Genomic DNA, 23,688 nt, shown 5'->3' on the forward strand with positions numbered 1-23,688 from the left:
TTCCTGATAATTTCGACTTTTTCTTCTGCATTTAATTTACTTTTTTGCGACATAGAATTGCTCCCTTTATGATTACAGTTTATTTTTTTCACTGTCTCTCATAAAGGGAGCATATCATTGAATGGTTTCCTGCTTTTATTGATCGGAAACGGAAACTGGCGGGAGATGGCAGGCTTGGAAGTCTGTACTTGAAAAGAGCAGGAATAATATAGTAGAATATTGATATAAAGGGTTTCTTTGGGAAAGTGGCAGCTGATATCAAAAACTTTTTTTAATGGATTCCATGGGGAGGGTATGTATGGACAAAAGAGTAGAAAATTTTCTGAAATATGGTGATAAGGAGATGACTGGAAGTGAAATTGGTTCGAACGTTTTTGTTACAGCTTTATTTATGTGGCTGGGAACGGTAATAGTGAATAGACAGTTACTGCCTTCAGTATGGGAAATTATATATCTTATTTTACTTATATGTGTTGGTTTTTTTGTTAAGCGCAGAAATCTGAAAAAAGAGATATACTTATACAGAGGCGTGGTTATGATTGGTTGCAGTATATTATCATTCAGAATATCTTATGGCGGAGTCGCGATGGGACATCATGTGGAACAATTTGTCATAGGAGCATATATTATTGTATTTTTGCTATGCAGTGTAGCTGAGCTGTACTTTATCATTAGGTTGGTAAAAAAAGATGCGTATAATCAGAAAGAGCATTCAGTATCTGCAGGAACAATTTTTATTGGTTCAGGATTATCGGTATTGCTGTGTCCCCTTATTTTTTCGGGTTTTAGTGAGAATCAATTAGGGGGAGTAATTGCCATAGGCAGTTTGCTTATGGGGGCGATATTTATTTTTGGAGTGGGGAATTTTTATAAAGCATATTTATATAAGAAGTACGAAAATATTTTATAAATAAAGGAAATTTAAAACGACATTCTACTAACATATTTAAATAAGTGCATTAAAGCGTATGAAAGAAAGTACCACAGTATTGTTCGGAACGAATAATTGAGTGGTACTTTTTATTCTGAACATTTATCTATCGTTGTAATTTTTTTAAAAGATACAGACAGCTCCCAGTATGGAAATAAAAAGCAATAAAAAATTTGTTGGGGACTAGATAACTTAGTCGATTTGTGCTATGCTTAGAGAGATAATGATTGCGGCGCCGCACGTTGTCCTTTTTCTTCGAACAGGGGGGACCGGGCAATAAAAATGGCAGATAGAAATAAGGCGTACGGATCAATATATAAGGAAGGTGAGCAATTGGAGAACTATACCAAGTACAGGCTGAAGGATAAAGACGAACTGGTGTCAGTATTGGCCGGTAAGGACAACCTGTTCATTATCGCCTGTAACAAATGCTTCAAGGAATTTGAAACGATTGATGAACCAGAGTGCTCTGAGTTCGAAAAACTTGCTGCGGAGAACGGAAAGACCGTTACAGGCAGCGCAAGAGTGGACTTCCTGTGTAATAAGACCCAGACAGAGAACAAGCTGCAGGATATGATCCCGGAAGGCACGGAGAATATCTTTGTGATTTCCTGCGGACTGGGAATCCAGACTGTCGCGGATCTGGCAGGAAAGCCCGTATATGCGGCCACCAATTCACTGAATTATACGGGATACCATGGAATGGCGCTCACAGAGCGCAAATGTGACGCGTGCGCCCAGTGTTACCTGAATGTGACGGGCGGCATCTGTCCTATCGTTGACTGCTCCAAGAGTCTGGTGAACGGACAGTGCGGCGGCGCGAAAGACGGAAAATGTGAAGTAGACAGCAGCAAGGACTGCGCGTGGGAGAAGATCTACCGGAGACTGGAGAAGCAGGGACGTCTGGAAGAGTTCCTGAACCAGCCGGTTCAGCTGCGGGATTACTCCAAAGTAAATTTCAAATTTGTAAATGATTATGTAAAATCTATTCGCGAGAACCGTTTGGACGGTTATTACGGCGGCGTGCATCCCTCAGAGCGCAAGGAGTTCACAGAGCATCTGGCGCTGAAGAGATTCCCGGAACCGGAAGAAGTTGTGATTCCGCTGTCCATGCATGCGGGCGCTCCTGCTAATCCTGTGGTTCAGGTGGGAGATACCGTAAAAGTGGGCCAGAAGATCGGCGAGGCAGCCGGTTTTATCAGCGCTCCCGTACATTCCAGCGTGAGCGGAACAGTCGTTGCCATCGAAGATCATGGCCATGCTACGAGAGGCACCTGCCTGTCTGTGGTGATCAAGTCCGACGGAAAAGACACGCTGGACGAGTCTGTAAAGCCCAATAAGTCTCTGGAGGAACTGACTCCGGATGAGATTGTGGAGATTGTAAAGGAAGCAGGAATCGTTGGTATGGGCGGCGCGGGCTTCCCCACATCCGTGAAGTTAAAGCCTGCCAAGCCGGTGGATACGATTCTGCTGAACGGCTGCGAATGCGAGCCGCTTCTGACTGCGGACCACCGAGTGCTTCTGGAGTATGTGGATGATGTCATCTATGGCCTGAAGGCTATCATCAAGGCAGTGGGCGCCGAGAAGGGCGTGATTGTCATTGAGGACAACAAGCCGGATGCCATCGAGTTGATGAAAGAGAAGACTGCCGCTATTGACAATATTGAAGTAGTAGAAGCAAAGACCAAATATCCCCAGGGCGCTGAGAAGATGCTGATCAAGCGCGTGACAGGAAGAAAGGTGCCCAGCGGCGGCCTGCCGGCAGATGTGGGCTGCGTTGTGAGCAACATCAGCACCACAAAGGCCATTTCCGACGCGATCCAGAAGGGTATGCCTCTGGTAGAGCGTGTCGTGACCGTGACCGGTGAGAGACTGAAAAATCCGGGCAACTTTATTGTAAAGATTGGTACCAATACCCAGGATCTGATTGACTACTGCGGCGGCCTGGTTGGCGACGATATCACCATCAAGGCAGGCGGCCCCATGATGGGCTTTGTGCTTTCCGATACGAACGTACCGATTATGAAGGGTTCTAACGGCATTATCGCCGTAGAGACAGACCATACGAAGGAGCAGCCCTGTATCAAGTGCGGCCGCTGTATGGATGTATGTCCCATGGAGCTCTCGCCTCTGTATTTCGCAAAATTTGCGGATGAGGAGAACTGGCAGGGTATGAAGGACAAGAACGTAATGGATTGTATCGAGTGCAGGTGCTGTGAGTATATCTGTTCCTCCAAGATTCCGTTAGTCACCAAGATTAAGGCCGGAAAAAATGCAGTAAGGGGGATGAAGTAAGATGTTAATTACCGAATTAAAATCCAGAGAAGCCCTCGCGCCGCTGGTGGAGGGGAAAAAGGTCTTCATCATCAACTGCGAAGGCTGTAAGGAAGTTCATTTTCCTGGAAAGGAAGCGGCTGAGTTCCAGAAGGAGCTTATCAGTGCGGGATGCGTGACCGGCACGATTACGACCGATTACATATGCAATCCGGACAACATGAAGTTGCGTCTTCAGAAGCACATGAGCGAGATCGAGGCTGCCGATGTGGTGCTCGTATTCTCCTGCGGCGTGGGCGTGCAGACCATTGCCAATTATCTGGAAGAGAAAAAGGTATGCGCAGCCTGCGACACCTATCCCCTTCCGGGATTTCAGGGAGTGACCCCTCTGGAGTACAAGTGTGATCAGTGCGGCGAGTGCTGGCTGAACCTGACCGGCGGTATCTGTCCTATCACAGCCTGTTCCAAGAGCCTGGTGAACGGCCAGTGCGGCGGTTCCAAGAACGGCATGTGCGAGGTAGACAGCAGCATGGAATGCGGCTGGGAGCGTATCCAGAGACGTCTGGAGCAGATTGGACGTCTGGACCTGTTAAAATGCCCGACGAATGTGCGGAATTTTGCAACGGATGAAGAGGTTTCCAAATAAGAAAAGAAACCGTTAAAATTAAAATGATTAGGAGCAATGTATAATGAAGATTACAGAGTTATTTGAACGCGGTGAATTTGTTGTTTCTGCAGAAGTTGGACCGCCTAAAGGATTTCATGTGGAGCATCTGCTGGAGGAAGCAAAGACTTATCTGAAAGGCGTACACGCCGTGAATGTGACAGATAACCAGTCCTCCGTTATGCGTCTTGGTTCTCTGGCCATGTGCAAGGCTCTGAAGGATGAGGGGCTGAATCCTATCTTCCAGCTGGCCTGTCGTGACCGCAACCGGATCGCGCTGGAGTCTGATCTCTTAAGCGCAGCCATGTTCGGCATTGACAACATTCTCTGCCTGACAGGCGACCACACCAAGCTGGGTGATCATCCCCAGGCAAAGCCGGTATTCGATCTGGATTCCGTTTCTCTGCTTCATGCAGTGACGAAGCTGGAAGAAGGCGAGGATCTGGGCGGAAACAAGCTGGTAGGCGAGCCGCCCAAGTTCGCGAAGGGAGCCGTTGTATCTCCCTGCAGCGATTCTGTGGACGCGCAGCTTGCAAAGATGGAGAGAAAGGTAGCAGCAGGCGCCGAGTATTTCCAGACTCAGGCTGTCTTTGAGCCGGAGAAATTCATCAAATTCATGGAGAAGGCAAAACAGTTCGGCAAGCCCGTACAGCTGGGAATCATCATTCCCAAGTCTGCAGGCATGGTGAAGTTCATGAACAACAATGTAGCCGGTATCCATGTGCCGGATGAGATGATCGAGGAGCTGAAAGCAGATCCCGAGAAGGCCAAAGCAGGAATCACCGGAGTGGAGATTGCGGCACGCATCATCAAAGAGTGTAAGCCGTACTGCCAGGGCGTACATATCATGGCGCTTGGCTGGGAGTCCAAGGTACCGGCTCTGCTGGAGGCAGCCGGGCTGTAAGTTTCGAAGACCTGGTTTCAGACAGATAAAAGATATAAGGTAAAAGAATAAAAGAATAACAGACAGCTGTGAGCAGCTGCAGAAGAGGCACCGGATTCAGGCAGAGAGCCTGAGTCTGGTGTCTTATTTTTGTCAGGAAGAGGCCTGGCGTGATTAGCGTGAAAAGAAACACTGCTGCCTCTCTCTGGAAGAACTACGTGGAAATGAACATGGCGTAGATGCTGTCTTTCGGAGGTTTTGGCATTTATGAGTTTTTATTCTGTTCTTCCATCAGATGGGAAGTGCAGTGGGGGCATCTCACAGCCGCAATGGGAATTTCGCTCATGCAGTAAGGACATTTTTTTGTGGCCGGCGCAGCCGCCGCTTCTTTTTTGTGCCCCAGGGAAGCCAGCTTGTTCACGGCCTTGAGCAGGCAGAAAAGCACAAAAGCCATAATCAGGAAGTTGAACAGGGCAGAAATGAAATTGGAGGCAAAGCCTGCAATATCGCTCAGCCCGTAGGCCTGCGCCCCTGTCACGAAGTTCAGTATCGGATTGATAAAATTGTCTGTAAGGGAAGTGACGATGCTGGAGAAAGCGCCGCCGATAATGACGCCTACAGCCATATCCATCATGTTGCCGCGCAGAGCGAAAGTTTTGAATTCCTGGATAAATTTCTTCATTTTTTATTCTCCTTTGTCAGTTGAAATATAGATTTGGAGCATGCCGCGAAGCTGCTCTCTGTTGCCACTATAACACAAAAAAGCTTTCCAGGATACCCGCTGCGGCGTTTTGGCTGTTTATTTTCTGAGCTTTTCAGTGGCAGAAGCTTAGTGGCATAAGCGGCATAAGCGGCTGATACAGATGAAATGTAGTCTGCAGGAAGTATGGTTTCAGAGATTTCTGAAAGAATTGACAAAAATAGTTGTCAAAACTGTTGACAAATAAAGTTGTCAATGCTATAGTGATATTGACAAGAAAAGTTGTCAATCTACTTGTCGGAAGATGGGGCACAGAGAATTCCGGAACCTTTGATGCCGCCAGAGGGCCTTTTGGGCCCACGCATGCGGGAAGAACAGAAGAAAAAGGGCGGCGGCAGAATGCAGCAGCCCGGTCATTCAAAACATATCAGGATATTTCAGGGGGAATGAACATTGCCATTATTCAATCATTTAAAGGAGTACCGTTCCAGACTGGGCATCAACCAGACGGAACTGGGAAAGCTGGCGGGGGTGTCCAGGCAGACTATCAGCCTGATTGAGCGGGGGGATTATTCTCCGTCCGTTACCCTGGCCCTGAAGCTGGCAAAGCTATGCCAGGTTACTGTGGAAGATATTTTTGTATATGAGGAGGATGAGGAAGAATGAAGACCAGAAAGTCAAACAGTTATATGAAAACAGGAATGTATCTGCTCATAGGCGCTCTGGCAGGCGGTGTACTGGGAGCGGGAGCCTATATGATTCTGAGCAGCTGGGGGCAGGGATTCGAGGGTACGGCGGCGCAGCTTTACAGCGGGCTGCAGGCCTCCATTCTGCCGGTTCTGGCAGTACTGCTTGTCCTGTCCGTGCTGGCCGGCGAGATCACCTGCAGAAAGATGAAAGAAATCACAGTTCAGCTTCCGGAGGCGGAGGATGAGGAATCGGACAGACTGGAATACGAAGAAGAAAAGTGGGGCGCTCTTTCCCTGAACCTGAATATTATCTCACAGGTACTTTGTATCATTATATTGTCAGCAGGGTACTCATCCAATTATCTGGACAGCTCGGAAGCAGCCAGAAATGGCTTCCTGTATGCCTGTGCTGTCTTTGTTATCTGTATGGTGTACGACAGCTTCTGGCAGATTCGTTATGTGAAACTGATACAGCTGGGCCATCCGGAAAAGACGGCAGATCCCTCCTCCAGAAATTTTCAGAAGAAATGGCTGGAAAGCTGTGATGAGGCAGAGAGGGAAGTGATTTACCAAAGCGCCTATAAGGCCTACGCAATGATGGGAAAGCTGGTTCCGGTACTGCTGGTGGTGACTATGCTCGCCAACCTGTTTTTTAACACAGGAATGCTGGCAGTGGTCATGGTTGCAGTGATCTGGCTGGCAGTGACGATGACCTACACCTGCTCCTGCGTGACACTGAAAGAAGAGAAGGCACTGATGAAGTAGAGTTCTGTCTTCGTTCCAATCAAAGAGGCGGGAGAAAACCACACGCGGTCTGTGATTTTTTCCCGCCTCTTTATCAATCTTTCCTTTTAAAGTACAGGAAGGCATGATATGATGAAAAAAAGAAAGGCTGTAATACAAAGTTTTATACGGGCGCGGAGGGAGGAACTAAAATGTTTACCATTTTTAATTCAGAAAGTCTCTGGATAGGTACGGATTTGAAGCAATTCAACACCATACGCGATAAACTGGCTGCCGGGGGAGTTCCATATAAGTATAAGGTCAAAAACCAGCTGGGTCAGAGCAGGGGAGTGGGAACGACCCGGGGAAATATGGGAAGCTTCGGAACTCCTTCTGATCAGATGTACCAGTATGAGATTCTGGTATACAGAAAAGATCTGGATAAGGCAAGATATGTATTGGGACGGTCATAATACATTGTACAGGAGAAGAGAAGTGAGACGGGAAGCGAATATAGAAGAATGGAAAAGACTTTATGAGGCAGCAGAAAAAATAAAAGAGATAAAGCCCTGGGAATATCTCTGGGATATGGATCTGATTTGTCTGAAAGAGGAAGGAAAACCGGAAAAAGAGTCAGTATTTGTCAGCGTGCTTGGCAGGGGAGGAACCTGCTATGGGCTCAGTATTTACGAAGGATATGAAGGGTTGAATGATTTCTGGATGCTGGCCTTTCAGGACAGGATGAACCTTCCATCGGAGTATGTGATGTACAGCCAGCACTGCCTGACCTGCTACTGGGGGAACAGGGAGGAGCTTTCGAAGAAACAGAGGGATATTATCAAGGAACTGGGTTATAAGTTCCGGGGAAAGAATCAGTGGCTTTATTTTATGTCTTACCAGCCCGGATATATTCCTTTTCATATGAATCAGGCTGAGGTAAGGCGCATGACACGTTATCTGGAGCTTCTGAACAGGGCTCTTCCGGCGTATCTGCAGGACAGAGATTCCGTAGCGTTTGAGAAAGAAGAAATGTTCACGTATATAGCTGGTAAGGATGAGAAAACAGATACCTGGAAGGCAGAGCGCCTGCCTTTTACTTCTTTTCAGTTTGCCGGTCTTACCATCCAGGATGAAGAGGTAGAGGAAGAGCTGCGGCAGAGTCAGAAAAATGGAATGGTTCTGGAAGCAGATATTCCGTTTCTGGGAGCGGCAGTGACGGATAAGAAATATGAGCGTCCGGCAAATCCGCAGCTCTGTATTCTGGCTGAGGCCAGAAGCCAGATGATTATAAGGACGGAAATGACAGAACCGGATGAGGATGCGCGCGAAACCATGGCAGAGCTTATCATAGGCTTTATCGAAAATTTTGGCGCCCCGAAAGAGATACGGGTCAGCAATCTGATTTTGGAAGCCATACTGGAGGATATCTGTAAACTGGCCGGAGTAAAGCTGCGGAGAGTGAAAGCTCTGAGCTGTATTTCTGATTTCACAGAACAAATGAGGAGATTCCGCTGAAAGGCGGAATCTCCTGCGTTACGCCTGCGTTAAATCGCGTCCTGTTTTTCCTGTGAGGTTTTTCTGCTTTTCATTTCTCCACCCCGAACAGACCGCCCCTGTGGGACAGGCCTTTTTACAGAGTCCGCAGCGGATACACTCCGGATCGTTGGCGTTTTTCACCGGGTTGCAGTTCATCTTGCAGGCCCGGGTGCAGGCGCCGCAGCCTGTGCATTTTTCCTTGTCCACCCGGTAACGAAAAACCGAGATGGGATTGAAGACAGAATAGACCGCGCCCAGCGGACAGAGATATTTGCAGAAAGGCCGGTAAATCACAATGGACAGCAGGACAATGACAATCAGCAGCACATTTTTCCAGGCGTAAAGCCAGCCGATGGCGTTGCGCATGACAGGGTTTAAAAGCACCAGAGGAATGCCGCCCTCCAGAGTTCCTGCGGGACAGATCAGCTTGCAGAAGTATGGCGCGCCCTGTCCGAGAATGTCCGTCAGGAACATGGGCAGCAGGATGACAAACAGGATCAGGATCACATATTTCAGCTTCCGCAGCAGCTTGTCGCCCCGGAAGGTCTTCAGCTTTTTTGGAAACGGTATTTTGTGAAGCAGATCCTGAATCAGCCCGAAGGGGCACAGGAAGCCGCAGACAAAGCGCCCCACAAGGGCGCCCACGAAAATCAGGAAGCCGGACACATAGAAGGCCCACTGATAATTGCGGCTTCCGATGACAGCCTGCAGGGCTCCGATGGGGCAGGAGCCTAAAGCGCCCGGGCAGGAATAACAGTTCAGGCCGGGGACACATAAGTTTTTCAGTTTTCCTGTGTAGATTTTCCCCTGGAGAAAGCCGGCCAGATAACTGTTCGTGATCAGGGCCCAGAGGAACTGGATTCCATGTCTGGGCCATTCATGGATTGATTTTATTTTCTTTGAATTCTTTTCCGTATTCTTTTCAGCCAATTCCGATACACTCCATACAGATTCTTACGGCCTTGTCAAAGACCACGCTCATTTCGCCCCGGGAGATGCCAAAAACCATCAGGCACAGACCTGCCGCAGCCAGAAGAATTCCCGCATGCCGGGAGAAAAAATTCCGCCCGCTCATTCGGTTCCTCCCAGCATTTCCAGCTCACTGTTCACGATCTCGGTCCAGTCTTCCAGAGAGCGGCTGCCAACATAGGCATATCCGGTCAGGTTTCCTTCGCTGTCCACGAAAAAGGTAGTTGGAATAGACTGAATACCTGTCAGAAGACCGTTCATCAGTCCAGCGTCCGGAATCAGGAAGGGATAGGTAGTTTCCAGTTCTTCCGCCAGTGTCTTTGCCGCGTCCAGAGCGTCGGCGTCCACACCGCCTTTTCCGTCAGCTGTATCCAGCACGATGCCCACCACGCCTACGCCTCTGTCAGCCATATCCTGGCTGAGCTGTTCCAGATAAGGAATCTCCGCGATACAGGGAGAGCACCAGGTAGCGAAGACATTTACCATAGTCAGGTCGTAATCCTGGAAGATGGCTTCCGTATAAGTTTCCCCGTTGATATCTTCCATGGTGAAGCTTCCTACATTATAGACCGTTTCCGTTTCTGCTTCTTCGGAAGTATCCGGTGTTTCAGTGGATTCCGCATCAGCAGTGTCTTCGGAGCCCTGCACGTCGGCTTCGGAACTGCCGGCGTCATTGGACTCCAGAGAGGACGTGCCAGCTCCGGAAGCGTCCTGTCCGGAGGAGCAGGCAGACAAAAACAGGCTGAGAAGCAGGATAAAAGCAAAAAGGGCAGCAGTTTTTCTTCTTTTATGATTCATAGCGTCACCTCGCCGTTAAAGTTTTGTATGCCTATCATATCAGATCACAGGTTAAATTTCAGTAACAAAATCACAAAATTTGAAATGAAACAGAAAAAATGTTTAGGAATTGTTTAGATAATCTATCCTGCTAATTTAGAACTTTGGCTTACGATTGGTAAAGAACAGAGAATTTGAAGTTTGTTATGTCGCGTGTACGTCTCATTTGAGGGTTTACAGGCACAGTCTCACAGGAAGCAAAGCGGGCTGTGTGATAAAGCGTATTTTTCGGATTGGAGGTAAGACGATTACATGAAGAATAATTTAAAAAATATGGTAAACCGCAAGGTCGGTAATTCTGAAATTGTAGAAGTAGAGCAGCTTAATCCGGAGGAAGAAGAGACCATGTTTCTGCCTATAGCGAGTGAAGCTTTAAATATAACCGAGCAGTATAATCAGATCATTTTTTTCTATGAGGCAGGGATCTGCCAGCTGACGTCAAAATTGGAAATTTTGAAGCAGGAATTTCAGGCGTGCAAAAACCGCAATCCAATCGAAAATATAGAAACCAGAGTAAAATCGCCGGAAAGCATCAAAGGCAAAATGGAAAGGAGGGGCGTTCCTCTTACTGTCAGCAGTATGGTAAAAAATATCATGGATATTGCGGGAATTCGTGTGGTCTGTCCATTTATATCCGATGTGTATTATATTGCGGATTTCCTGCTGAGACAGGAAGACATTGAGAAAATCCAGCTTAGAACTATCGCGATGGAGTTCTGGGCGGCTCTTGAGCATCAGCTCCGGTATAAGAAGAACAGAAACCGGATGGAAGGTCTGCAGAAGCAGTTGAAGCAGTGTGCGGAGCTGATAACAGCGGCAGACTGTAAAATGCAGCAACTGGCAGATCAGTGGCTATAGTTTATTCAGAATGTTCCAGAGGTTCCCAATATTGCGACCGGTGTGGAAGAGCATTTGCAAAGGAATGCCCGGAATATGGGCAGACCGCAGATATAAAGGCAGATTACGGCAGCGGCTGCGGCAAAAATCCCCTCTTCGCTTATCGACGAATTCCCCTTTCTGTGTTATGATAATCAATGTATTCTCAGAAACAACAGAAAGGGGTATTTTCATGGAAAATACGTCTGAAAATAGAAAAACGGGCTCGAAACAGCACAGTCCGAACCGTCTCACCCTGGGCATTCTGGCCCATGTGGACGCCGGGAAGACGACCCTTGCGGAGAGTATGCTCTACCACTGCGGCAGCATCCGTAAAGCCGGACGGGTGGATCATGGGGATAGCCATATGGATACCTATGAGCTGGAGCGGTCCAGAGGAATCACGATTTTCGCCAGCCAGGCGCAGCTGGCCCTGGCCGCTCGAAGCGGCGCGGATGACAGCGGGGCAGAGCGGGAATCTCTGATTCAGGCAGCTCTTGTGGACACGCCGGGGCATGTGGATTTTTCGGCGGAAATGGAGCGCACCCTGTGGATCCTGGATTACTGTATTCTCGTTATCAGCGGAGCGGACGGTGTGCAGGGCCATGTGAGAACCCTGTGGCGTCTGCTGTCCCAGTACCGGATTCCGGTCTTTCTCTTTATCAACAAGATGGATCAGCAGGGTACAGACAGAGAACCCCTGCTGGCAGAGCTGAGAGCGGAGCTTGACGAGCGGTGCGTGGACTTCTCAGAGGACCGCGGCCCAAGGGAGCTCTGGGAGGATCTGGCCGTCTGTGATGAGGAGCTTCTGGAAGCATATCTGGAGAAGGGAGAGCTCCCGGATGAACGAATCGCGGAAAAGATAGCGGACAGAAAGGTGTTTCCCTGTTATTTTGGTTCCGCTTTGAAGGATGAGGGCGTGGAAGAGTTCCTGAAGGGGCTTGGGCGTTTTCTGATCTGCCCGTCTTATCCCGGGGAGTTTGGCGCGCGTGTCTATAAGATAGGAAGAGACGGCCAGGGAAACCGTCTGAGCTATCTGAAGGTGACCGGAGGCAGACTGAAGGTGAAGCAGAATCTGACCGGAGAGCGGGACGGAGAGGTCTGGGAAGAAAAGGCAGACCAGCTCCGGCTCTATTCCGGGGCCGGATTTCAGCCCATTCAGGAAGCGGAGGCAGGGACGGTCTGCGCAGTGACGGGTCTGTCCCGCACTTATGCGGGAGAGGGGCTTGGCCTTGAGGAGAACGGACCTGTGCCGGAGCTGGAACCCGTGCTGACTTATCAGCTTCTTCCGCCGGAGGGCGTCAATCTTCATGAGCTTCTGGGAAATTTAAGAACCCTGGAGGAGGAGCTTCCGGAGCTCCATGTGGTCTGGAGAGAGGAGCTTGGAGAGATTCATGTCCGTGTGATGGGCGAGGTTCAGCTGGAGATTTTAAAAAATCTGATGGAAGAGCGCTTTGGCGTGCCGGTGGAATTCGGCGCGGGCAGTATCGTATATAAGGAGACGATTCGGAACACTGTGGAGGGCGTGGGCCATTTTGAGCCCCTGCGCCACTATGCGGAGGTCCATCTTCTGCTGGAGCCCGGGGAGCCGGGCAGCGGACTGGTCTTTGAAAGCCGCTGCAGCGAGGATGTGCTGGACCGGAACTGGCAGAGGCTGATTCTGACTCATCTGCGGGAGAGGAACCATCCGGGAGTGCTGACGGGATCGGACATCACGGATATGAAGATCACGCTGATATCCGGCAGGGCTCATCCCAAGCACACGGAGGGCGGTGATTTCCGCCAGGCTACCTACCGGGCAGTGCGCCAGGGCCTGAAGCAGGCGGAGTCTGTTCTTCTGGAGCCCTTTTATGAGTTCCGTCTGGAGGTGCCGCCGGACCGGGTAGGCCGGGCCATGACGGACATCCAGAAGATGGGAGGAAGCTTTTCTGAGCCGGGCCAGGAAGGCAGACTGATGCTGCTGACCGGCATGGCTCCGGTATCGAAGCTGCAGGGGTACAGCGCTGAGGTGACTGCCTACACAAAAGGAGAAGGCAGATTTTCCTGCGTGCTGAAGGGCTACGGTCCCTGCGCGGACGCGGATGAGGTGATCGCGGCAGCAGGCTACGACTCGGAACTGGATGCGGAGAATCCCACAGGGTCTGTCTTCTGCGCCCACGGGGCAGGCTTTTATGTGCCCTGGAATCAGGTCTTTTCCTATATGCACCTGGAAAGCGCGCTCCGGCCTGAAAAGACGGCAGAGCGCACCGGCCTTGCCGCCGCCAGGCAGAGCCGTTCCTCTCTGGGCGCGGTAGATCCGAAGGAGCTGGAGGAAATTTTTGAGCGTACTTATGGCCCTATCCGCCGTGACCGGCAGGGCGTGGGACGCCGGGAGAGGGTCTTTCGTCCCGAGCCGGAGGATGAGCCGGTCCGTAAGATCAAGAGCCGGAGAGGAGAAAAGGAATATCTTCTGGTGGACGGCTACAATATTATTTTTGCCTGGGACGAGCTCAGAGAGCTGTCAGAGCTGAACCTGGAATCGGCCAGGGGACGGCTGATGGACATTCTCTGCGATCTGCAGGGAGCTCTTGGCTGCACGGTGATTCTGGTATTTGACGCCTACCGGGTGGAAGGAAACCGGGGCGAAGTCCTGAAATACCACAATATCCATGTAGTGTATACAAAGGAGGCCGAGACGGCCGATCAGTACATAGAAAAGACGGTTCACGAGATCGGAAGAAAGCATCGGGTGACGGTGGCTACGTCCGACGGTCTGGAACAGGTGATTATTCTGGGCCAGGGAGCGGCCAGGCTGTCGGCGGCCGGACTTCATGAGCTGGTGCAGCTTACAAAGGAACAGCTGCGGGAGACGGTCAGCCAGACGGAGCCGGGTGGAAAGAACTACCTGTTTGAGCAGCTTTCGGAGGGCACGCGGCGGCTCATCGATGAGATCCGCGCAGGAAGTACGGAAGAAGAAAACGGATAGCGATTCAGTGCGGGCCCAATTCTTACGGGAAAGAAACGGAACCGTTACAAAATGACAGAGAATGAGGAAAGCAGGAGATATAGATGAATAAGAAAGAGATATCCGAAATCAAAAAGCAGCTGACGCCGGAGAACTGCGCGCTGACGCGGCTCTGCGCCTGCTATGTGGACGGAGAAAAGAATAAAAAAAGTGAGATGAAGGAAGCGTTTCTCTCGCAATCGGAGGAAGAGTGCTTCAAGTATTTTGAGATTTTCCGGAAGAGTCTGTCGGGAACCGTAGGAAAGAACCTGATCAACCTGGAATTTCCGCTGGACGCGGAGATGGAGGGCGGGGCCCAGGAATTTCTCATGCGTCTTAAGGAAAGCCGGCTGAAAGACGACGAGCTTCTGGAGGAATTTTATGACCGGATCATCGAGAGCTTTGACTATGGAGAAAATTATCTGATTCTTCTGGTCCATGGCGCATATGATATACCGGGAAAGTCTTCTGACAACGAGGAAATGTTTGACGCTTCCGACGAGGTGTACGAGTATCTGCTCTGTGCAGTCTGTCCTGTAAACCTGTCCAAAGCAGGCTTAAGCTACGACGCGGAGAATAACCGGTTCGGCTCCCGGGTGCGGGACTGGCTGGTGGAGCTTCCCATGGCAGGCTTCCTGTTTCCGGCGTTCCAGGACAGAAGCACAGATCTGCACAGTATGCTATATTATTCCAAGAATCCGGAGGAGCTGCGGGATGACTTTGTGGAAAAGCTGTTTGGCTGCAGCACGCCTCTGTCCGCGGGAGATCAGAAGGAAACCTTCAACGCCATGATTGAGGAGACTCTGGGCGAGGAATGCGATTATGAGGCGGTCCGCAATATCCACGAAAAGCTCCAGGAGCTGGTGGAGGAGCGGAAAGACGAGCCGGAGCCGCTGGTGCTTGACAAGGCTGAGGTAAAACAGCTTCTGGCAGGCAGCGGTGTGGACGCGGAGAAGTTTGAAGAGCTGGAGGAGCGCTACGAGGAGACGGCGGGCGCCCAGACAGAATTTCTGGCCTCCAATATCATCAATACGAGAAAATTTGAGATTAAGACGCCGGATGTGGTGATTCAGGTGAATCCGGAAAGGGCCGATCTGGTGGAAACCAGAATGATAGATGGCCGCCAGTGTCTGGTGATCCCGGTGGACGATTCTGTGGAGGTCAACGGTATCTCTGTCCGGACACTGGACAAGAGAAATATGGAAAAGAGGGATTTTTGATGCGGGAGCAGCTGACAAAGCATGACGTGGAAAAGATACAGGAAGAGATTGACCACAGAAAGCTTGTGGTGCGCAAAGAGGCCATCGAGGCGGTGAAAGAGGCCCGGGCGCAGGGAGACTTAAGCGAAAATTTTGAGTATTACGCGGCAAAGCGCGAGAAAAACCAGAATGAAAGCCGAATCCGCTACCTGGAGCGGATGCTGCGCACGGCTGAGATTATCGAGGATGAATCCGGCGCCGATGAGATAGGGCTGAATACCCGCGTGGAGCTTTATTATGAGGATGAGGACGAGACAGAATGGATCAAGCTCGTGACTTCCATCCGCGGAAATTCCATGGAAGGGCGCATCAGCATTGAATCGCCCCTTGGAAAGGCCATCCAGGGTCATAAGGCGGGAGACCGGGTCCATGTACAGGTGGGAGACGGCGGCTACGATGTGGTGATCCGTTCCATTGAAAAAGACGCCGGGGATGAGGATGAGATAAGAAAGTTTTGACAGTAACCGGGAAAGAACCTTCGGAATCATGATTTGCCATGCAAGGATTGACCAGACGGTGCGTTTGGGGTAGACTAGAGATATGCGCAGCGGGCGTCATGCCCGCTGTGTTCCTGTGATAAGGGAAAGACTGCCGGAGGCAGAAGGAATATAAGAAGAACGGGGAGAAATGATGAATACAGGAATGATGGTGCCGTTTGTGAAGTGGGCAGGCGGAAAAAGACAGATGCTGGAGCAGCTTACGTTGCGCATGCCTGATGAATATGGAATATATTATGAACCCTTTGTGGGAGGCGGAGCCCTGGCTCTCTATCTGGAGCCGGAGCGGGCTTTCTTAAATGATATTAACAGAGAACTGGTCCATACCTATACAGAGATCCGGGATCATCTGGATACGATTCTGGTGCTCCTGGATACCATGGACAAGGTGACCTGTACTAAGGAATACTATTATGAGATGCGGAGCCGCTACAATGAGAAGCTGAGGCTGCAGGATTATGACACAGAGATGGCAGCCCTGTTCATTTATCTGAACAAGCACTGCTTTAACGGCCTGTACCGGGTGAATACCCAGGGCCAGTTTAATGTGCCCTGGAATCAGAAGCAGCAGGTACGCTCCATGGATATGGAGAACATTAAACGGATTTCCGCTTTTCTGAAATCTGTGACAATCACCTGTCAGGACTTTGAGGCATCCCTGAAAGGGATAAAGAAAGGGGATTTCGTTTATTTTGACAGCCCCTATGCCCCTTTGAATCCCACCTCTTTTGATTCTTATACGAAGGAAGGCTTTGCGGAGGAGGAGCACCGCCGGCTGGCAGGCCTGTTCCGCCGGCTGACGGACGAAGGCGTATACTGCATGCTGACCAACCATAATACGGAGCTGATCCGGGAACTGTATGACGGTTTTCTGATTGAGGAGATTGACGTGCGCCGGGCCATCAATTCCGATCCGAAGAAGCGGACCGGAAAAGAGGTCATCATCCGAAATTACGGAGAGGCGGTCAAGGACGCGGAGCACGGGGAATGAAGCACGTTCTGGATGAAGACCTGATTTATGAGATTCTTTCCGTGGTGGAAGAGATCCCGGAAGGATGTGTGGCCACCTATGGACAGATCGCCAGACTCATTGGCCGGGAGAAAAATTCCAGGCTGGTGGGAAAGGTGTTAAGCATGGCGGAATATTACGGGCAGTATCCCTGCCACCGGGTCGTGAACCATGCGGGAAGGCCGGCGCCGGGCTGGAGAGAGCAGGAGGAGCTGCTGCGCGGGGAAGGCGTGGAGCTGAAAAGAAACGGCTGTGTGGATTTGAAAAAGTATCAGTGGGACTGCTGAGAATGTATGGAAAATCCGGCCGAAATAGCTGAAAGAATGAAAGCAGGGAGCCGTTCCTTCGGTGGGCGGCTCCCTTCGTGTATGGTATTTACGTGGTAATATAAGTATTGTACCCCTTCTGGCGCACTTCCCGCTCCATGGCGATGGCGTTGCTTAAACGGGAATATGCTCCTACCTGCACCTTATACAGGCCATCCTGGTAAATGATGTAGGCCGGGAAGCCGTCGTTTTCCAGAAGGCTTAACAGATTGTCGGCGTTCTGCCGGTCGCGGAAGGCCCCTGCCTGCACCCGGTACAGTTCCTGCTCCGGGCCCGTGCCCTCAGGCATGGAGGGGCATACAGGGCAGTTCTGCCCGTTTCCCATCATATTATTTCCCATATTGTTTCCCATTGAATTTCCAGTCATATTTCCTCCTCCTGATACATTCTGATTTTCCAGTGTTTCCATGATGCCGTCAGCGATCCCCTGGGCTATGGCCTGGAAGCGGGAATCAAACAGCTGATTATCTGTAGTGCTGTCGATGAATCCTGCTTCCACAAGAAGGGCGGGCATCTGAGTGCTGTTCAGCACCACCAGATTGGGACGGATGCTTACGCCTGCGTTGCGGAACCCCAGACGCTCCAGATTGGCGTTGATGTTCTGGGCCATTTCCTTTTTGATGCCGGAATCGTCGTAGATCAGTGTCTGGACTCCCGAATATTTCCCGGGATACTCTGCAGCATTCCGGTGAATCGAGACGAAAAGATCCGCTCCTTCTTCGTTGGCGATGGCTGCCTTCTGCCCTACGGACTGGGTGGTGTCCGTAGTTCTTGTGTAGCTCACGTCATAGCCGTTTTCCTCCAGAATCCGTCCTACCGCCATGGCAAGGCGCAGGGCGTCATCGCTTTCCCGGCGGCCCTGATATACCGCGCCAGGGTTGCTCCCGCCGTGTCCGGCGTCCACTACTATTTTTGTCGCCATGCAATCTCCTTATCAACTGAAAGTACATTCTTCACCCATAAGATATGCGTGTAAACTGTGTCTTGTGAAAATAAATAAAGTGGTGTATCATGAATACGGCTTTTACGTTTCCTGCCCGTTCCGAATCCGAAAAACGCGGCGGATTCCGAAGGAAAAGGGAACATGACTGTAAGAAAACAGAAAGGATTTGCATAGAATGAAACAGAAATGCGCGGTGATCACGGGAGCGTCCCGGGGGATAGGAGCCGCGGCGGCAGAGCGCTTCGCGGCCGGCGGCTGGAACCTGGCTCTTTCCTGTGTCCGTTCCCGGGAAACATTGGAGGAGCTGGCCCGGAGACTTCACGCCAAATGGGGGATCACCTGCCTGACCTATATGGGAGACATGGGACGGGAGGAAGCGGTCCGGGAATTTTTCGGCAGGATAGAAGAGAGCTTCGGGGGCGCCGGCGTGCTGGTTAATAACGCGGGAATCTCCCGGGTGGGCCTTCTGGAGGAAATGTCCCTGGAAGAATGGGAGGAGGTTATGCGCACCAATGTAACCTCTGCTTTCCTCTGCGCAAGAGCGGCCATTCCCTATATGCTCCGCAGAAAGTCCGGTTCCATCATCAATGTGTCTTCCGTATGGGGCTGTGTGGGGGCTTCCTGCGAGGCGGCCTATTCCGCCTCCAAAGGAGCGGTCAATGCCCTGACCCGGGCGCTGGCCAAGGAACTGGCTCCCAGCGGCATCGCGGTGAACGCGGTGGCCTGCGGAGCGGTGGATACGGATATGAACGCCTGCTTTTCTCCAGAGGAGCGTCAGGAGATTGCAGAGGAGATCCCTGCCGGACGGTTTGCCCTTCCTTCGGAAGCGGCGGATCTGATTTATACCCTTGCGGAGCGTCCGTCCTATCTGACCGGACAGATCATCCGGCTGGACGGCGGGTGGATTTAAGTACTTTATGAGAAACATTGCCGCCCGGGGAGGCGGCAGGAGGGAGTAAGTTATGAAAATTATCAAACAGTTCGGGATTATCTTTTCCCTGTGCTGGATCGCCACGGTGATTGAGGGGCTTTTACCCATCGCTTTTCCGGCCAGTGTCATTGCCATGCTGCTTCTGCTGCTCTGTCTGATGACAGGCGTGCTGAAGATTGACCATATCCGGGAGAAGTCGGATTTTCTTCTGGCGAATATGGCTTTCTTTTTCATTCCGGCCGGAGTGAATGTGATCAACTATCTGGATATCCTGAAAGCGAACTGGCTGCCGCTTCTGCTGATCTGTGTGATTACCACGGTTATCACCTTTGCGGCCACTGCCTACAGCATCCGTCTTACCATCTGGCTGCTTGGCCGGAGGAAAGGAGCAGACAGATGAGTGATATATTTTCTTCTCCTTTCTTTGGAATCGCGCTCAGTATTCTGGCCTTCTGGATCGGCGTAAAGATTCAGAAGCAGCTGAAATCGGTTCTGTGCAATCCGCTCCTGATTGCGATCCTGCTTACATCGGTGGTGCTTCTGGCTTTTGATATTCCCTATGAGAGCTACAACGAGGGCGGAGCCGTCATCAATATGTTCCTGACCCCTGCCACGGCCTGCCTGGCAGTGTCGATCTATACAAAGATACAGATCCTGAAGAAAAACTGTATTCCCATTGTGGTGGGCTGTACGGTAGGTTCCCTGGCGTCCATGGGAAGCGTCTGGCTGCTCTGTCAGCTTTTCGGCCTGGATGAGGCCATGACAGCCTCCCTGATCCCGAAATCCATCACTACCCCCATTGCCATGGAGGTCTGCCAGTCCCACGGCGGTATTGTGCCGGTGACTGTGATCGCGGTGATTTTCACGGGAATTCTCGGAAGCATTCTGGCGCCTTTCCTGATCCGCCTGTTCCGGGTGGACAATCCCGTGACAGCCGGCCTGGCCATCGGAGCCTGCAGCCACGCGGTGGGAACCTCCCGGGCGCTGGAGCTGGGCGAGACGGAGGGAGCCATGAGCGGTCTTGCCATCGGCGTCTGCGGCATTATCACGGTGATTGTATCCATGGTGCTGCTGTGAGAGGCGCAGATCCTGTCAGATTTGCCGCTTGCATTTCTGGTTTGATGCCGCTATAATAAAGCAAAAAAGACGCGCGCTTCCAGGCGCGCAGGCCGAAGGGGGCTTCCCGCGAGAGCGGGGAGCCTCCTTTTTTCCCCGGAGACAGGGTTCCCTGCCACAGAGCAGGATAATGGTATACGGAGGTGGGACCATGAGAGCTTTTGAGACGAACGACTGGCTGCTGCTGAACAGCATGATCTACAGGATTTATACCACGGAGGATTTTGAGACCATGCGGCAGCAGTTCCTGGAGCAGCTGAAAATGGTGATTGACTTTGACAGCGCGGATTTTTATCTGGCCAGCCAGGAGGGCGAAGGTCTTTGCGATCCGGTGACCATCAACTGTGACCCGGGCTTAAGCGCCGCCTATGACGAGCTGGATTACAGCAGGGGAATCATGTACAGCGGCAAGACGCTGATTTACAGGGAGACGGATATTATCTCCGATGAAGCCCGGGTGCAGACGGAATATTACCAGAAGGTCTACAGGCCGAACAACTGGCATTTCGCTCTGCAGATGGTGCTTGCGAGAAACAAGAGATTTCTCGGCGTGGTGAGCCTGTACCGGACCATCGGGAAGCAGGATTTCCAGTATGAGGATATCTTTGTGCTGGACATTTTAAAGGAGCATCTGGCCTGGCGCCTGTCCCGCAGCAGGAATCGGGACGAACAGGCGGGTGGAAAGCTTTCGGTATCCCAGGCGGCGGAGCGCTATGAGCTGACCCGGAGGGAGACCGCGATTCTGAAGCTTCTTCTGGAAGGAAAAGACAGCGCTGGGATCTGCGAGGAGGCCTCCATCAGTCCGAACACCCTGAAGAAACATATCTCCAGCATTCACCATAAAATGGGAACCAGAAGCAGGGTACAGCTTTTCAAAATGGTGCGGGAGATGGAATAAAAGTAGGCGGAATATAACACAAAAGGGCCAGAAATGGTACGAAATACCCGGAAAGATGGTCTGAAAGAGCACTTGAAACGTGGTACGGAAAGGAGTATATTCTCAGATATCAATTAGCAGAAAAACGAAAATCTTATAGCAAGGCCTGAAAGCAAGGGAGCTGTCTCAAAAGACAGCTCCCTTTGCCGTATATGGACAGACGGTGAACGGAGGAGCGTTTATGAAAGAAATTATCATTATCGTAAGACCTGAAAAGCTGGAGGACATTAAGCACATTCTGGACGAGGTGAACTGCGGAGGCATGACTCTGTCCACGGTCATGGGCTGCGGAACTCAGAAAGGCATGGTGGAGGAACAGGGAACCAGAGAGCTGAAGGGCTTTCAGACGACCATCAATCTGCTGCCCAAGATCCGCATTGAGGTGGTGGTCAACGACCGGGATGTGGAGCCGATTATCTCGGCCGTCCGGGAAAAATGCGCCACAGACCATGCGGGAGACGGAAAAATCTTTGTGAGAAACATTGAGGAGGTCGTCCGTATCCGTACAGGAGAGCGGGGATTCAAAGCTCTGTAGCGGACGGCGGACGCGGGCCTGCCCGCTTCAGAAAAAGAGCAGTCGGAAGAGGTGGATATATGAGCGGCATTGTACAGCTGGAAGGTGTAAACAAATATTTCGGAAAAAATCATGTGGTAAAGAATTTGAACCTTTCCGTGGAAGAAGGAGAGTTTCTGACCCTGCTGGGTTCATCAGGCTGCGGCAAGACCACGACGCTGCGGATGATCGCGGGTTTCGAGGAGCCGACTTCGGGCAGCATCCTGGTGGAGGGCCAGGCGGTGGAGGAAAAGGAGCCTTTTGAAAGAAACGTCAATACGGTATTTCAGAGCTATGCCCTGTTTCCCCACAAAACCATTTACGATAACGTCGCCTACGGACTGAAAATGAAGAAGGTGCCGAAGACGGAGATCGCCCGGAGGGTGAAAGAAATCATGGCTCTGGTACAGCTCACAGGATTTGAGGAGCGGTATCCGTCCCAGCTTTCCGGCGGGCAGAAGCAGAGAGTGGCCATCGCCCGGGCCCTTATAAACCGGCCCCGCGTGCTGCTTCTGGATGAGCCTCTGGGAGCCCTGGATCTGAAGCTGCGCAAGCAGATGCAGCTGGAGCTGAAGCGGCTCCAGAGGAAGCTGAACATTACCTTCATCTATGTGACCCACGACCAGGAGGAGGCGCTGACTATGAGTGACCGGATCGCGGTCATGCACGACGGGATTCTGGATCAGCTTGGGACTCCGGAGGAAATTTACGAGCAGCCCCGGACGAAATTTGTGGCGACCTTTATCGGAGAGACGAACATTTTCGAGGGCAATATCAAGGAGCTTGCCATGGGCAGGGTGGCAGTCCGAATTGAAAACGGCGTGATCCGGGGCTGCGGATATGGTTTTTCCAGAAACGAGTACATCACAGTTTCCGTGCGGCCGGAGAAGATGAAATTTTCTGCAGCTCCGGTCAAGGGCTTCCAGCTGGAGGCACAGGTGAAGGATTACGTCTACGCGGGCTCTGTGGTGAAATGCATCGCGGTTCTGCAGAACGGCATGGAGATCAAGATGGACCGCCTGGCAGGAGAGGAACTGCCGGAACCCGGAAGCATCATTCATCCCTGGTGGGAGGAAAAGGACGCGGTGCTGCTCCACAATCCGGAGAATCAGGTGCTGAAAATGATAGACAGTATGCCTTTGATATAGGGAGGTGGCGTAAATTTGGAAAAGACGAAGAAACATTCCCGGCACAGTTTTCGGAGCAATACGCTGCCGGCAGTGGTGATGACAGGCCCGATGACGCTTCTGCTGCTTCTTCTTGTGGCTGCCCCGCTGATTTATGTGGGAGTCATGAGTTTCTGTTCCATTGACGAGTATTATAATGTGGTTTTCCGCTTTACCACTGAGAATTACGCCCGCCTGGTCAGCCTGGATTATCTGAAAATCTACGGGCAGTCCCTTCTGATAGCTTTTGTGACCACGGTCATCTGTATCCTGATAGGATATCCCTTTTCCTGGCTGATTGCCCGGACGAAAAGCAAATACAAAAAGATTCTGTATATGCTGGTGATCGTTCCCTTCTGGACCAACTCGCTGATCCGCGTCTATGGGTGGAGAACCTTTCTGGGAACGAACGGCTGGCTGAATACGGCGCTGCAGTTCCTGCATCTGACAGACGGGCCGCTGGATTTCCTGTATAACCGGGGAACGACGATTCTGGGCATGGTCTACTGCCTGCTTCCGTTTATGATTCTGCCGCTGTACACGTCCATCGAAAAGCTGGATCAGAGCCTTCTGGAGGCTTCGGCGGATCTGGGAGCAAAGCGGGCAAAGACTTTTCTGGAGGTAGTCCTGCCGCTGACCTCCGGAGGCATTTTTTCCGGAAGCATTATGATATTTATTCCCTGCCTCGGATACTTTTTCATCTCGGATATCCTGGGCGGCGGCAATTCGGATGTGATCGGAAACCTGATTGAACGGCAGTTCCAGAGCGGAAACAACTGGCCTCTGGGCGCGGCCCTGTCCATCGTGCTGATTGTGATTACGCTGATCCTTGTGAAGCTGTACCAGAGGATGGGCGGCAGCATGGAGAGCCTTGGCGTCTGACGGG

26 protein-coding genes are annotated in these 23,688 nt (G+C 51.3%); 21 read left to right on the top strand and 5 right to left on the bottom strand.

Going from position 1 to position 23,688, the window contains the following annotated elements:
* The first annotated feature begins 298 nt into the window (after positions 1–298).
* The 4 genes from B5E82_RS13880 to B5E82_RS13895 all read left to right on the top strand — a co-directional run bounded on the left by B5E82_RS13880 (position 299) and on the right by B5E82_RS13895 (position 4,773).
* A complete protein-coding gene (locus B5E82_RS13880) occupies positions 299–910 on the top strand; it encodes a hypothetical protein (RefSeq protein WP_087308157.1) in 612 nt (203 codons plus the stop codon).
* Positions 911–1,264: 354 nt separating this feature from the next.
* Complete coding sequence (rsxC, locus tag B5E82_RS13885; RefSeq protein WP_087308158.1) at positions 1,265–3,226, top strand: electron transport complex subunit RsxC; 1,962 nt, start codon at positions 1,265–1,267, stop codon at positions 3,224–3,226.
* A gap of 1 nt (position 3,227) precedes the next feature.
* The gene (locus B5E82_RS13890) at positions 3,228–3,851 is read left to right on the top strand and encodes a methylenetetrahydrofolate reductase C-terminal domain-containing protein (RefSeq protein ID WP_087308159.1); all 624 of its coding nucleotides are present in this window, start codon (positions 3,228–3,230) and stop codon (positions 3,849–3,851) included.
* 43 nt (positions 3,852–3,894) lie between these two features.
* On the top strand, positions 3,895–4,773 hold the full coding sequence (locus tag B5E82_RS13895; protein ID WP_087308160.1) for a methylenetetrahydrofolate reductase: 879 nt from the start codon (positions 3,895–3,897) through the stop codon (positions 4,771–4,773).
* A 244-nt stretch (positions 4,774–5,017) separates the two neighbouring features.
* Here B5E82_RS13895 and mscL read toward each other — a convergent pair whose 3' ends face one another.
* On the bottom strand, positions 5,018–5,434 hold the full coding sequence (gene mscL, locus B5E82_RS13900) for a large conductance mechanosensitive channel protein MscL (protein ID WP_087308161.1): 417 nt from the start codon (positions 5,432–5,434) through the stop codon (positions 5,018–5,020).
* Positions 5,435–5,905: 471 nt separating this feature from the next.
* Here mscL and B5E82_RS13905 point away from each other — a divergent pair, with 471 nt between their 5' ends.
* The 4 genes from B5E82_RS13905 (at position 5,906) to B5E82_RS13920 (ending at position 8,379) form a co-directional block, all read left to right on the top strand.
* Positions 5,906–6,118: a helix-turn-helix transcriptional regulator gene (locus B5E82_RS13905; RefSeq protein WP_087165499.1), complete on the top strand. Its 213-nt coding sequence runs from the start codon at positions 5,906–5,908 to the stop codon at positions 6,116–6,118.
* On the top strand, positions 6,115–6,906 hold the full coding sequence (locus B5E82_RS13910; protein ID WP_087308162.1) for a DUF3169 family protein: 792 nt from the start codon (positions 6,115–6,117) through the stop codon (positions 6,904–6,906). Before B5E82_RS13905 ends, B5E82_RS13910 begins: the two co-directional genes overlap by 4 nt.
* Before the next feature lie 170 nt (positions 6,907–7,076).
* Positions 7,077–7,337 (top strand): hypothetical protein, encoded by a 261-nt coding sequence (locus tag B5E82_RS13915; RefSeq protein WP_087308163.1) that lies wholly within the window; start codon positions 7,077–7,079, stop codon positions 7,335–7,337.
* Positions 7,338–7,359: 22 nt separating this feature from the next.
* Positions 7,360–8,379, top strand: coding sequence for a DUF7309 domain-containing protein (locus B5E82_RS13920; RefSeq protein ID WP_087308164.1), 1,020 nt, complete (start codon positions 7,360–7,362; stop codon positions 8,377–8,379).
* An 18-nt stretch (positions 8,380–8,397) separates the two neighbouring features.
* Here the strand turns inward: B5E82_RS13920 and B5E82_RS13925 are convergent, their stop codons facing one another.
* The 3 genes from B5E82_RS13925 to B5E82_RS13935 are packed head-to-tail and all read right to left on the bottom strand — an operon-like array spanning position 8,398 to position 10,167.
* Positions 8,398–9,330: a 4Fe-4S binding protein gene (locus tag B5E82_RS13925; protein WP_206415716.1), complete on the bottom strand. Its 933-nt coding sequence runs from the start codon at positions 9,328–9,330 to the stop codon at positions 8,398–8,400.
* The gene (locus tag B5E82_RS13930; RefSeq protein ID WP_087165504.1) at positions 9,323–9,475 is read right to left on the bottom strand and encodes a CD1871A family CXXC motif-containing protein; all 153 of its coding nucleotides are present in this window, start codon (positions 9,473–9,475) and stop codon (positions 9,323–9,325) included. The genes B5E82_RS13925 and B5E82_RS13930 overlap by 8 nt, the downstream gene beginning before the upstream one ends.
* Positions 9,472–10,167, bottom strand: coding sequence for a TlpA disulfide reductase family protein (locus B5E82_RS13935; RefSeq protein WP_087308165.1), 696 nt, complete (start codon positions 10,165–10,167; stop codon positions 9,472–9,474). The genes B5E82_RS13930 and B5E82_RS13935 overlap by 4 nt, the downstream gene beginning before the upstream one ends.
* Before the next feature lie 291 nt (positions 10,168–10,458).
* Here B5E82_RS13935 and B5E82_RS13940 point away from each other — a divergent pair, with 291 nt between their 5' ends.
* From B5E82_RS13940 to B5E82_RS13965, 6 genes are all read left to right on the top strand, one after another.
* The gene (locus B5E82_RS13940) at positions 10,459–11,064 is read left to right on the top strand and encodes a GTP pyrophosphokinase (protein WP_242966329.1); all 606 of its coding nucleotides are present in this window, start codon (positions 10,459–10,461) and stop codon (positions 11,062–11,064) included.
* A gap of 211 nt (positions 11,065–11,275) precedes the next feature.
* Positions 11,276–14,047, top strand: coding sequence for a translation factor GTPase family protein (locus B5E82_RS13945; RefSeq protein ID WP_087308166.1), 2,772 nt, complete (start codon positions 11,276–11,278; stop codon positions 14,045–14,047).
* 83 nt (positions 14,048–14,130) lie between these two features.
* Positions 14,131–15,285, top strand: coding sequence for a DUF4317 domain-containing protein (locus B5E82_RS13950; protein WP_087165523.1), 1,155 nt, complete (start codon positions 14,131–14,133; stop codon positions 15,283–15,285).
* Positions 15,285–15,782: a transcription elongation factor GreA gene (gene greA / locus B5E82_RS13955; RefSeq protein ID WP_087165524.1), complete on the top strand. Its 498-nt coding sequence runs from the start codon at positions 15,285–15,287 to the stop codon at positions 15,780–15,782. Before B5E82_RS13950 ends, greA begins: the two co-directional genes overlap by 1 nt.
* A gap of 169 nt (positions 15,783–15,951) precedes the next feature.
* Positions 15,952–16,812, top strand: coding sequence for a DNA adenine methylase (locus B5E82_RS13960; protein ID WP_330398379.1), 861 nt, complete (start codon positions 15,952–15,954; stop codon positions 16,810–16,812).
* The gene (locus B5E82_RS13965) at positions 16,809–17,117 is read left to right on the top strand and encodes an MGMT family protein (RefSeq protein WP_087308168.1); all 309 of its coding nucleotides are present in this window, start codon (positions 16,809–16,811) and stop codon (positions 17,115–17,117) included. Before B5E82_RS13960 ends, B5E82_RS13965 begins: the two co-directional genes overlap by 4 nt.
* A gap of 88 nt (positions 17,118–17,205) precedes the next feature.
* On the opposite strand, the gene B5E82_RS13970 is transcribed toward B5E82_RS13965, so the two are convergent.
* Positions 17,206–18,078 carry an N-acetylmuramoyl-L-alanine amidase gene (locus B5E82_RS13970; RefSeq protein WP_087308169.1) on the bottom strand — a complete coding sequence of 291 codons (873 nt, stop codon included), beginning with the start codon at positions 18,076–18,078 and terminating at the stop codon, positions 17,206–17,208.
* Between the two features lie 196 nt (positions 18,079–18,274).
* On the opposite strand from B5E82_RS13970, the gene ymfI reads away from it, so the two are divergent.
* From ymfI to B5E82_RS14005, 7 genes are all read left to right on the top strand, one after another.
* Positions 18,275–19,009 (top strand): elongation factor P 5-aminopentanone reductase, encoded by a 735-nt coding sequence (ymfI, locus tag B5E82_RS13975; RefSeq protein WP_087165528.1) that lies wholly within the window; start codon positions 18,275–18,277, stop codon positions 19,007–19,009.
* Between the two features lie 52 nt (positions 19,010–19,061).
* Entirely contained in the window at positions 19,062–19,430 is a 369-nt protein-coding gene (locus B5E82_RS13980) for a CidA/LrgA family protein (RefSeq protein ID WP_087308170.1), read from the top strand.
* Complete coding sequence (locus B5E82_RS13985) at positions 19,427–20,107, top strand: LrgB family protein (RefSeq protein WP_087308171.1); 681 nt, start codon at positions 19,427–19,429, stop codon at positions 20,105–20,107. The genes B5E82_RS13980 and B5E82_RS13985 overlap by 4 nt, the downstream gene beginning before the upstream one ends.
* Positions 20,108–20,297: 190 nt before the next feature.
* On the top strand, positions 20,298–21,044 hold the full coding sequence (locus tag B5E82_RS13990) for a helix-turn-helix transcriptional regulator (protein WP_087165533.1): 747 nt from the start codon (positions 20,298–20,300) through the stop codon (positions 21,042–21,044).
* A 220-nt stretch (positions 21,045–21,264) separates the two neighbouring features.
* Positions 21,265–21,618 (top strand): P-II family nitrogen regulator, encoded by a 354-nt coding sequence (locus B5E82_RS13995; protein WP_087308172.1) that lies wholly within the window; start codon positions 21,265–21,267, stop codon positions 21,616–21,618.
* A 59-nt stretch (positions 21,619–21,677) separates the two neighbouring features.
* Positions 21,678–22,784 carry an ABC transporter ATP-binding protein gene (locus B5E82_RS14000; RefSeq protein WP_087165535.1) on the top strand — a complete coding sequence of 369 codons (1,107 nt, stop codon included), beginning with the start codon at positions 21,678–21,680 and terminating at the stop codon, positions 22,782–22,784.
* A gap of 15 nt (positions 22,785–22,799) precedes the next feature.
* Entirely contained in the window at positions 22,800–23,684 is an 885-nt protein-coding gene (locus B5E82_RS14005; protein ID WP_330398380.1) for an ABC transporter permease, read from the top strand.
* The last annotated feature ends 4 nt before the right edge of the window (positions 23,685–23,688 follow it).

The organism is Lachnoclostridium sp. An138 (assembly GCF_002160765.1).
Lineage (GTDB): Bacteria > Bacillota > Clostridia > Lachnospirales > Lachnospiraceae > Laedolimicola > Laedolimicola faecalis.